The organism is Luteolibacter pohnpeiensis (assembly GCF_016595435.1).
In the GTDB taxonomy this organism is placed as follows: Bacteria; Verrucomicrobiota; Verrucomicrobiia; order Verrucomicrobiales; family Akkermansiaceae; genus Luteolibacter; species Luteolibacter pohnpeiensis.
Genome location: NZ_JAENIJ010000034.1, coordinates 26,195 through 37,322 on the forward strand (window position 1 = coordinate 26,195; position 11,128 = coordinate 37,322).

The 11,128-nt window shown below is 52.7% G+C and carries 7 protein-coding genes; 3 read left to right on the top strand and 4 right to left on the bottom strand.

Annotated features, from left to right (window positions below):
- The first annotated feature begins 123 nt into the window (after positions 1 to 123).
- Positions 124 to 2,136, top strand: coding sequence for an autotransporter outer membrane beta-barrel domain-containing protein (locus JIN85_RS16785; RefSeq protein WP_200272940.1), 2,013 nt, complete (start codon positions 124 to 126; stop codon positions 2,134 to 2,136).
- 121 nt (positions 2,137 to 2,257) lie between these two features.
- On the opposite strand, the gene JIN85_RS16790 is transcribed toward JIN85_RS16785, so the two are convergent.
- The 4 genes from JIN85_RS16790 to JIN85_RS16805 all read right to left on the bottom strand — a co-directional run bounded on the left by JIN85_RS16790 (position 2,258) and on the right by JIN85_RS16805 (position 7,868).
- Positions 2,258 to 3,628, bottom strand: coding sequence for a basic secretory protein-like protein (locus JIN85_RS16790; RefSeq protein ID WP_200272943.1), 1,371 nt, complete (start codon positions 3,626 to 3,628; stop codon positions 2,258 to 2,260).
- A 182-nt stretch (positions 3,629 to 3,810) separates the two neighbouring features.
- Complete coding sequence (locus JIN85_RS16795; protein WP_200272945.1) at positions 3,811 to 4,473, bottom strand: esterase/lipase family protein; 663 nt, start codon at positions 4,471 to 4,473, stop codon at positions 3,811 to 3,813.
- 33 nt (positions 4,474 to 4,506) lie between these two features.
- Positions 4,507 to 4,854, bottom strand: coding sequence for a histidine triad nucleotide-binding protein (locus tag JIN85_RS16800; RefSeq protein WP_200272947.1), 348 nt, complete (start codon positions 4,852 to 4,854; stop codon positions 4,507 to 4,509).
- Between the two features lie 20 nt (positions 4,855 to 4,874).
- The gene (locus JIN85_RS16805; protein ID WP_200272949.1) at positions 4,875 to 7,868 is read right to left on the bottom strand and encodes an RICIN domain-containing protein; all 2,994 of its coding nucleotides are present in this window, start codon (positions 7,866 to 7,868) and stop codon (positions 4,875 to 4,877) included.
- 535 nt (positions 7,869 to 8,403) lie between these two features.
- On the opposite strand from JIN85_RS16805, the gene JIN85_RS22325 reads away from it, so the two are divergent.
- Positions 8,404 to 8,574, top strand: a complete 171-nt coding sequence (locus tag JIN85_RS22325) for a zinc ribbon domain-containing protein (protein WP_200272952.1) — start codon at positions 8,404 to 8,406, stop codon at positions 8,572 to 8,574.
- 227 nt (positions 8,575 to 8,801) lie between these two features.
- Positions 8,802 to 11,128: discoidin domain-containing protein (locus JIN85_RS16815; RefSeq protein WP_200272954.1), on the top strand; the 2,327-nt coding region annotated here is incomplete at its 3' end.

Consider the following 11,128-nt stretch of genomic DNA (forward strand, 5'->3'; position numbering starts at 1 on the left):
GCTTTCGCGAAATGGCGGTTTCGTCACAAATCTTCCCAGCTTCGTCCCAGCGCGGTGGCTGGGTGCTGGCATTCTCTATAACCGGCGATTCTCAGGAATTCGTATTTTCCTTTCATTGCTATCATGAACTTTCCCTATTCTCCTTTTTCTTCATCACGCCATTCCACGATATGGGCGGTGATTTCCTTTTCCGCCCTGGCTAGCATGACCTTATCTGCTGCCGACATTACCTGGTCCGCTACGGATGGTGTCTTTGCGGATTCTGGCAATTGGGCCGGCGGTGTGGTCCCGGGAGCTGCCGACAACGCGATCCTGAACAATGCAGGAACTTTGCGACTTTCGTCTACCCAGACCATCAATGGCCTGCAGATCACTTCGGGCACCATGATCCACACGGCCGGGGGCGGTGGTTTGACGGTTAATACCGGATTTCGAATCGGAGCCATAACCGGCGATACCGGCGTGGGAGATGCGGTTTATCAATTGGATAACGCAATCATCACGGCTGGCACCGGGCTGAGTATCAGCTCCAAGGATTACTTGGCGAAACTTGATCTGGTAAATGGCATGATCACGATTCCCGCAGGGCAAGCACTTATCATAGGTGGCGCATCGGGAGAAACCGGCGAGGCGGTCGAGCAGGGTGGCTTCCTTAACGGATTGGGCGGTCTGAAAATTGGCACTGAAGGCTCAACGGGATCTTATCACCTCGGTTCGCTGAACTCGACTTCAGGAGCTGCAATGGTGGTCGGTGACGATGTGGTGATTGGTGCTTCGGGTGGTAGTGGCAGCTTTCTGATGGATAGCGGCAGCTTCACAAAAAACATCAACCAATTCCCAAACAGCACCATTTCGTTAGGCGTTGGCGTTGGATCAACCGGTGAGGTGATTCAAAACGGCGGCGTGTTCGTGAATAATAACTCCGCCACCCGAATGGGCGTCGGCGGTGACGCGACCTGGACGGTAAATGGCGGACAAGTGGTGTTCGGCGAACTCGTGCTTGGCTACTCTGGTGCCTCAAATGCCACGTTTACCCTGAACAATAGCACGATGACCACCACCGGGATTCATCGGGATTCGACTGGGGACGCGATCCTGAATCTCAACGGCGGAACTCTGATGGCAGGCGCGGATTCCTTGAGTTTCCTAACAGGCCTGGATCAAGCAACGATCGCAGGTGCAGTCACGATCAATACCCAGACCTACAACGTCGATATTGCCCAGAATCTGTTAGATGATAATGGCAGTATTTCCAAAACCGGTTCCGGGACATTGACCCTGACTGGGGAAAGCAGCCTCAGTGCCGGGGTCTCGGTTGATGAAGGGAGTCTGATTTTCAATGGCACGCTGGTGACTCCAGAACTTCATGTTTCGTCCGTTGGACTGTTGCAAGGGAATGGAACGATTGATGGAAATCTCAACGTCGAAGGCTTTGTCGGTCCTGGGCAATCGGTCGGAACGATGCAAGTGACAGGAAATGCCGTAATTTCAGGAGACCTTGAAATTGATATCAATGGCAGCCAGTCCAATTTGTTGGTAGTCGATGGCAACCTCGACATCAGTCAAACCACTCTGGATGCCATGGTGATTACCGGGACGGCTGATGCTCCGGCTTATGTCATTGCCACCTATGGATCATTGACGGGCGGACATTTCGTCGATCTTCTCCGCATCCCGGAAGGTTATACCGTGGATTATGCCTATGAAGGCAATCAGATCGCGCTGGTAGTGGCAGGGGAGGAAACTCCATTTGAATCCTGGGCTGCAGGTTATTCATTGGAAGGTGCGGATAGCGCCGCAGATGCAGACCCGGATCACGATGGTGTGATGAATGGTGTCGAGTTTCTGTTAGGCACGGATCCAACCGCTCCGACCTCGAATGAGGAGATGCCTCAACTCACGCTTGGAGATGAATCCTTAACCTATATCTTCAAACGGAGTGCCCAAGCAACCTCAGTGGAACCCACTGTTGAAGTCAGTGAGGATTTGCAAACCTGGACCACGATCGAAGATGATACGAACGGGGCCTCAATCGAAGTGGATACAGACTCATCCACCGGTGATGAGACTTGGACTGTGACAATCCCGATGGCAGGCACGAAGCAGTTCGTTCGCCTCCGCGCTGACGTTCCCTGAACGTCCTTGATTTTCCTCCCCGAACTGAGGAGTAAAAAGAACCGGCCCGGATCTCTGATGGATCCGGGCCGGTTTGATTTTTTAGCGGGATAGCAAAAGGGATTTGTTAGACTTTTTCGTCTTAGTCCTCAATGCCGAGTTTTTTTCGATTCTGCTCCTTCCACTCGTCACCGAGCTCCTGAAGGGTTTTGCCGGTCCACTCTTTCCACAGCTCTTCCTTATAACCTTCGTGCACGGCGAGGTTCAGCTTGCGCATCAAATCCTTCTCGTAGTTATCAATGACAAACTTGTAGAAGTTCGCGGTGATCCGGTAGCTGCTATCGTATTTGGCGTTGTTGAAGTTTCTCTTGGTGATTTCAGCCCCCATGGCTTGAGGTTCGTAAAGGAACCAGCGGATGTAGTCCGCAGCACCTTCGGTGACCCATGTTGGAGCGCCACGTCCGCGAGCATAACGGCCATTCTTGCTTCTGCCGCCGAATTGAACCACGTGGACCACTTCATGAATGCCGGCACCGATGGCTTCGCCCGACTTTTCCTTGCGCATGAAGCCAACGTTGAACGTCACTGAGTCACCATTTGCATACGCCGGGACGCCTTGAAGGTAGCCGGGAAGGTCGGTCGATTCTTTCAAGGTGAACGTGATATGCTTGGCGGGAGTCACGCCTTCGACTGGCAGCATTTCGATGATTTTTGGATACCATTCATCCATCACAGGAATCAAATGCTCAGCACACCACTCTTCCATGTCTGGCGCTTCGGTGGAATCCAGAGTATAAGTGTAATCTCCGTGCTTGGATTCGAAGTCCTTGGTGATGCGCTTCGGCGGTTCCACGCGGACGAGTTCCGGGCCATGTGCATCGACGACATCGATTTCACTGAAGAAAGTGTCGCTGAAACGATCCGCTGTGGAGGGTTCCTTGATGTTGAAAAGAACGTAACGGTAGTTGCCGAGCGGCTTGCTTTCCTCACCGGAAATATCAACAGCGTGTTGACCTGGGCGGCGCTTGGAAGTGTCGACGTTGGCGATCAAGGTCCAGCCGCTTTTTTCGAGATCCGCATCCTTGCCCGGCTCGGCGACGAATCCTTCGGCTTTACCGTCTGCTGCATAGACATCGTAGGTTTGCGCTGCGCGAGGACCGTTGTGCCATGAGTAAGTGTCGATGCTGGCGACATCGATTTCCTTGCCAAGGTCGATCAGTAGCCGTGCTTCCTTGGAGTCAGGAGCGAGGAAGAAATTCGATTTTGGATCATCGCCACTGCCGGGAATTTTTCCGTCATGCAGGACGTCCAATTTTGCTCCGTTCGGATCTGGTGTTCCGTAGAGCAATTTGAAAGTCGCATCAGTGGCCGCGTCGTTGCTGGCCGGTGGGGAAGTGTTACGTGTCTTGAAGGCGGAGTCCTCGCCGCTTTGGCCGACGGTGACTTTTGCGGGCGCTGCATGCAATGGGGAAAGGCCAACAGCGACCACTGGAATAAGGTGGCGGAATTTCATGTTTTATCAGTGTTTCGGGTCCGATACGCCGTGTTTCCGGAAAGTCTTTCCCGAAGCACGGTTGCGGCTTTAACGCCGTCGGCACGGTTTTTCGTTCGTAAATCGTTACGAAATTTACTCCCAAAACAGTGGTTCAAGCGAAGTGTGAGTCGCGCGCATGCGGCCCGTCCAAACAGGAAATATCAATCTTCCTCGCCGAGAAGCAATCGGTGCTCAATGTCTGTTAGGACCTTGTTAGAGCGCAGCATCATCGGGTGCATGCTCACCACGTAGTGACGGTTCTCCGCGCGCTCCCAGATCGAGCTTTTTGACGGCAGGATCATCAAATCAAGTGGAGTTCGATAAGAGACAACTGGCATTTCACCGAGCTTGGATTCCGTGGCCTGCAAATCGGCGAGAAACTGGCTTCCTGGCCGCATTTGCACCGCTCCTTTGCTCGGATAGAACCATGCCGCGTTACTGCCGTGGTGCGGCGATGAAATGGTGATGAGCGCCGCGCATCGATCCGCTCCGCCGAGGTTCTGCAGGTAATAGCGGCTGACCAATCCACCCATGCTGTAGGAGATGATGATGAACGGTTCCAGTGCGCCGAATTCCGAGTCGATATCTTCCTTCAATTGATCCGCCAATTGCTCGAGCCCGAGACGGCCATCGGATGGTTTGAGGCTGGGCGCGTAGCACTCAAATCCAAGTTTCTCCAACCGCTTTTTAACCGGGTTCATCTGAGATGATCTTCCCAGAAATCCATGAACCAGAACGATGCGATCCACCACGCGTTGACTTGCGAAGGTGGACTGCAGCGGCAGCACAGAGAGGAGGGAAACGGTTAGAAGCAGGGATTTCATCCTGGGTCGTATGTAAGAGGAGGATGGGATGAGCTAACCGGGTGGCCAATCAAGCTGCCTTCCCGCGAGCACATGCAGGTGAAGATGCGGAAAAGATTCGCCGCCATCTGGGCCGTTATTGATCACGATCCGATAGCCGGACTCGGCAAAGCCTTGACTCCGGGCAACCGATGCGGCGGTCAGCATCAGATGAGCGAGAAGCGCGCGATCTCCATCACTGGCCGCGTCAATTCGTGGGATGGGCTTTCTTGGAATCACCAGAATATGCACCGGCGCCTGTGGCGCGATATCGCGAATGGCGATGCAAAGATCATCCTCATGCAGGAATTCTGCAGGAAGTTCCTTGTCACAGATTTTTTCAAATAAAGTTTTTTCAGCCATGAAAGAGAGATCAGGAATGGTTATTCGGATACGACAATGCGGAGGAATGCGCGGCCTGTGGGTGACTCTTCTTTAATCCGAAACGCGCGGTAGCTCCAGCCTTCACTGAGTGTCGGGCCTTCGAACTCAGCAGGAAGAGCTTCGACTTCTTCTACCGGAGCCAGGGACCAATCCACAAGATCAAACGATCCTTGAATGAGGTAAGTGATTCCATCAATCACACTGCTCAGGTTTCCCGTTGTGGAAGTGGAGAAGGTTGCGCCGGTGCGAAATGCGGCAATCAGCACCGGCCCTTCGGAGGTGGAAATCAAAGTGAACGGCTCGCTTGTTTCAGCGACAGCGGGATTTTCGGCCAGAGCAAACTCCATGAGATTGATGGTGCCATCGCCATCGGGATCGCTTTCGGGAAGCGCCGCATCGCCTGAAAAGCCAGCCGCGCGAGCCCAGAATTGGAAAGCTGTTTCGCTGATACTCGGATCGGCATCGGCAAATCGCCATTGTTGGTTTTCCGCGCCACTATACGTCCAAAGCGAGACGGCTTCATCGGTATTTGAACCGCTTGCCTGCATGGCTGCCAGAGGCGCGCAATCCGGGGTAAAGCGCAGCCATTGGCCATCGACACTGCTGGTTAACCACCGTTGCGCGTTTGACTCGTTCCACTCCCATTCCTGGATGCGCGTGCCATCGGCACTAAGACCGCTACTTACATCCAGCGCCTTGTTGAGCGCGTGTGTTGGGCTCAGACGAAGTCGGCCGTTATCCAGGCTGCTTACTTGCCATTGCTGGTTGGAATAGCCAAGCCACTTGGTGCGGGAGGCGATACCACCGCTCTCCAACGTGGGCGGTGTCTGGAGTGCTTGGGTTTCCGCAGCGCGTGGAAGGATCCGATAGGTGCCCGGGCTGATGCCTGCCATTTCCGGATACCATTGCTGCCATTCGGTCCCGGTCATGTTCATCTGGTGAACGACTTTGGTGTTCACATCCATTTCCATGAGTCGTCCTTCGGTTCCGCTATGAAGCAGAAATACCGAATCATCCTCGGTTTGGAAAATGTTCCATCGCTGGGCATTGTCACCAGTCGAGCTGTAGTTGTATTGCCAGATTGTGGCGCTGTCGTCACCGGAGTCCGACTGGACATCAAGCCATTGATCGGTCCCTTGGTGATTGAAGCTGTAACTGCCGTCTGAATTTCTCCATGCTACCCATAATTGCGAATTGTTACCGGTATTCAGGCTGGAAGCTTGGACCTTGGTGCCACTTGATGAGCTGTTGTTAGGAACTGTTAGATAGCGGCCGTTGTAGCGGTTCCGGAAACGATAAACTCCGCCACTCACCAGAGGCCGGTAACCACCGCGATGAAGTGGGCCAAACGTGATCTGGATTTTGGCATAGCGGTTCGGATTGGAACCTCCGACTTCAACGGTTTTGAACGTAATGTCTGCCTCGGAATCGTAGAACGATTGGTTCAACGCCAGTGGAGTGTTGGAGCGATCTCCATCGTTCGGATTGTTGAGGTCCAACGTATGCGGGTTATCCCACGGTGTGACTGCGACGACCGATACCCCGCTGCTGAAGGCGCTTTGATCGTAAATACGATCTGTTAGAGTGATATCCCCCCGTATGGAGAGCCAATACATGATCTCATGATCTCGCCCGAGCTTGAGTGCCAGGGGCCGGTCAAAGCTGGTGCTGCCATCATCTTGCCAGACGGTGTAAATTCCATCTTCGGTGATGGTTTGCACGGAGGTGTCTGGCATCCATTGGAGCAGATTCTTGAAATACGCTTGGTAGGTATTGCGATAGGTTTTGCCGCCATTTCCCATCGGGTCGTTTTCGTCTCCATACTCAACATTTACCCGGTCTGGAGAAATCGGATTGCCGTCACTGCAGGTCCAGCTGCTGGCGTGTGGAAGGCCAAGCACGTGGCCAAATTCATGATTCATCAGCGCCGCGAAATTATCGTAGGCTCCATTGACCCAGATGCGCTTTCCCGAAGCCCAGGCGATGCCGCCGCCGTCGAAGTTCTGGGTGCCGACAACCACGCAGTAGTAATCATCAGGATTGTAGCCAGCGTCCCTAGCGGCAGCTTCTCCATCGTCCGCCCAACGGCCGCTTTCGTAAACCGTTTCACCATTACTCGTATAAACATAGTAACTGCTGGGGTGGGGAAGTGTGAGGATCGGAGTGACGTCCACGCTGTTCAACCAGGTCTTGCCATAAGTTGTCAGTTTCAACCGCGCGTTCCAGCCGGTGTTAGAGGTGACCCAGGTGTTAAATTTCTCATCGGTTTCATCGACTGGAAAGTTGCCGTCCGATCCCTGAAGCCGGAGAATGAGAACATCTTTGCCTCCACAAGTGTGGCTGACGGGGCGGCGTTTGGGGTAACCCGAAGCAGCAGATAGATCACTATCCCCCATGGCATAGATATAATCCCCGTAGGTTGCATCCAATCCTTTGGAAGCGAGTGCTTGCTGTAGATTGGTATCGGAGCCATCGATTGCCGCCAATGCCGACGCCATTTGGGCTACAGACGTATCCGTTTTCAAATTCGTTACTTCATTGCCGATCAAAAAGTGGCTTCCATCGGTTTGATTTGTCGCATTCAGGGCACCATCTAACACGGCGAGTTCGTTCCCTATGGCGATGCCGTGAATCGAGCTACCCAGATAATAATTCAGATTTTGGCGACTGCCGTAAACGTGGGCAGAATAGGTCGTGCCATCAACCGTTGCGATCCATCGGGAAGTTGCTTCATCCTGGCAGTGGTATTCGGTTTCAAGATCACCGAATTGATCGATACTGGTCTCGAGTTGCTGGGTGATGATGGTGGGCAATTCATCACGAACTTGAGTGGGAACTGCATTGGCTAATGCCCGCTTCGGGTCTTCCGAAATCATTATTGCCAATCGATCGAGACGTTCCTTGGCCAATGAGACACCCGATGGTAAAAGTGCCGCCCGGGCTTCGTCCGGCGTAGAGAGGTAATCGGTCGTCCAATTGGCAAACCGCATCATGGATGGATCTTCGTCTCGTTGCCATGCGGATGAAATCCAATACCACGAAGGAATTTCGTCGTTTGGGATCAAAATCGCATGCCGACCTTTTTCGGCTAAATCAAACCCTCGATTTGGCCCGGATGAATTCGTTGCTGCTGTGAACGTTGGTTGTCCAGATTCCCTGTTGTGCTTCTGTGATGATGCTTGTGGTAAGGGACGGGGGCTGTTGCTGATGATTAAAATCAGGAGAAAAGTCAGGAGTGCAACAGCTGCAACCATCTGGGCGCGGCTCTGCCTGGTTTTGGTGGGGGATTTTTGAGTCATTGGATCGCGGTTTCGACAATCGCTGCTTTAACCAAATGTTGGACACAGAGTCGGGCTGGTCCAATGCATTGGGCGATGAAAAAGCGGCAAAATACGGGTTTTCGGGAATAACGCGGGAAGCATGTGATGAGCCAGAACAGCATGGATTCGAATTTCCAATGATGTTTTTATGAGGCATTTAGGATCAGTTAATTTGGACATCCGGAAAAGGCTGTGGAAGAGTTCGCAGATGGACTTGGCAGAGGTCACATGCCCCACCTGTTTCGAAGTGTTCGAAGTTGCGATTCCTCATCCCGATGAAATGCCGACGGAAGTGGACTACGATTGTGAGATTTGCTGTCGCCCGATGGTGATCGTTTTTTCTGAGCAAGGGATCTGGGCGAAGGGTCTGGGAGAATGATTTATTAGCGTCTTTTAGACGGAAAAGCCAGCGTGAGCTGGTGATTTGGCCAAGACTATCTGAGCACATTTTCGCTATCTTGGTGATACATCAGATTATTGCATATCTGCTACTATTGCTTGTGGCATGTATCGATAGGTGTCGAACCCGAAAATGAGTTATCAATGAGTCCAAAGAATCGCTTTCTGCAATTAACTATCATCCCTGGATTAGTATTAACCTCAGCAATGAGCTATGCTCAAACTAGTCGGACCTGGTCAGTAGCGGAAGGGGATTATTCGGAGAGCATCAACTGGAGTCCTGCAGGCACTCCGGCAATCACGGATCCTATCACGATTGCAGAAGGGACTGCCACTGCTTCTGAGGTATTTACGCGCGCAGCTTCCACCACATTGTCCGGAGGCACATTGGATGTTACGGGTTTCGATTTTGCCAATGCCAGCACTGGCGCGGCGACACTTTCGATCAGTGCTGGTCAGTTGATCCATTCTGGAGCGGTATTTTCTCTGGCAATGGACAACGAAGGGACGTTCATCCAGACGGGTGGATCAGTAACGTCTAACACGACCGATGGCTGGTATCTATCCAACGCGACGGGCTCCAAAGGAGTTTATGAATTAACCGGTGGGGATTTGACCGTTTATACAACCTCGACTGCTGTCGCGAAACAAATTCATATCGGGCTGCAGAGCAATGGAGATTTATTTCACATTGATGGTGGGACTGCTAATTTTTCCGGCTCCTCAACTCGCAGGTTTTATACCTCCACCAACAGCATACTCCGAATTGATTCGGGGACGTTAAATGCTGATAATTTACTTTATTTTGTCGTCGGGCGAGTTGGTGCCACAAACGTAAATTCTTTGATGGAAGTGAATGGAGGCGCGGTCAACATGACCAATATTCCTGACAACGGCGCATTCATTGTAGGTGGCGCAGGGGATGGATTGCTTCAAATGAATGGTGGCACCATCGCGACGAATAATGGAGCATTGTGGATTTCGGATGGAGCCATCAACGGGACAGTGAATCAAACTGGTGGCGAGATCGACCTGGGCACCAGCAACCTGACCATCGCGCGTGCCAGCACTGGCCGTGGATGTTACCAGATGTCGGGTGGAAAACTGACTGCCGGCTCGATTGTGATCGGAAACGGTGCATCACCGCAGTTCGCCTTTCAAGGAGGACAAATCGTGCTTTCTGGCGATCAAACCGACTTGCTGGATGCATCGTGGTTTTACGCACTCTCTCCGGTCGAAACCGTTTATGATGCCGAATCTGACACCACCACTTTCACGGCAACTCCGGTTGAAGGCAAAGAATCCACGTATCAATACTACCGCTTTACTCCAACTCGTCTGAGAGATCGTTTCTCCCAGAGTGTTCAGATGTCTGAGTTCAACTTTTTGTTAGACGGAGTCCCGGTCAGTCTCGATGGCGTCACGGTCGATAATGGCGGTGCGGAAACGCCTGAGGCAGAAGGTCCTGATAATCTGGTGGATGGAGATGTCGCGACGAAGTGGTATCAGGCAGAGAGCGGGCCACTTGTCTTTACTTTCCCGACTCCTGTGACCATCGATGGCTATCGTTTCTACACGGCTAATGATGCAGTGGACCGAGATCCGCAGCGCTGGACTCTCGAAGGAAGCTCAGATGGTGAAACTTGGGAAGTGATTGACCGGGTTCAAACCAATTATCCGACCCCGGTCGGTCGTAAGATTGCAACACTTGATGTCCCATTGCCAACGGTGGTGCCTGAGGAAATGGCCATCACCTCGCTCGATTGGATCGGCGACAAGAGCTCGGTCTGGAATGACGGGTTGAAAAACTGGTATGCCGATGAAGCATCGGTCTGGATTGATGATGTCGATGCGATTTTTGGTGAACAAGGTGAGACGAAGGCAGTGACTATCGATGGCGCGGTTGCCGCCTCCCTTCTCGAATTTGATGCCGCAGGATATAGTCTCTCTGGCGGTTCAATTTCCGTCAGTTCCGGTGTGATCAATACCAATTACGATGCAACAATTGGCTCAGTCATCACCGGGACGCCGGAAATCCGCAAAGGTGGCGACGGAATTCTCGAACTCACCGGCCAGAATACTTTCACCGGTAAAACCAACGTCCGCGCTGGTTCACTGATCTTTTCAGGAACCGCCAGCAGCACAGGAAATGGAGGCTTGCTGATGTCTAACGAAACCGGCGCAAAAACGGTCTTCGAAATGAACAGCTCCGGATCGCTGACCTACACCGGCAGCGCTCTGATCGGTAACGCCACGGACTCCGTTTCGATCTTCCATCAAACCAGCGGTATGGTTACCAGTGGCAGCAACGGTGCCTACTTCACGGTTGGTAACGGCTCGAATGCCTATGCGGAATTCCGTTTGGATGGTGGAACATTCCAGGCCTATGAACCAAGCCCCGCAGGCATCCGCGTTGGTTTCGGCGGCAGCTACGGCAGTCTCGTTCAAACCGGCGGAACCCTCAACTGCCCACGCTACCTCGCTATCGGTTCGGCTACAGGAACCGGGATGGCTTCCTTCCTCTCTGGAAACGC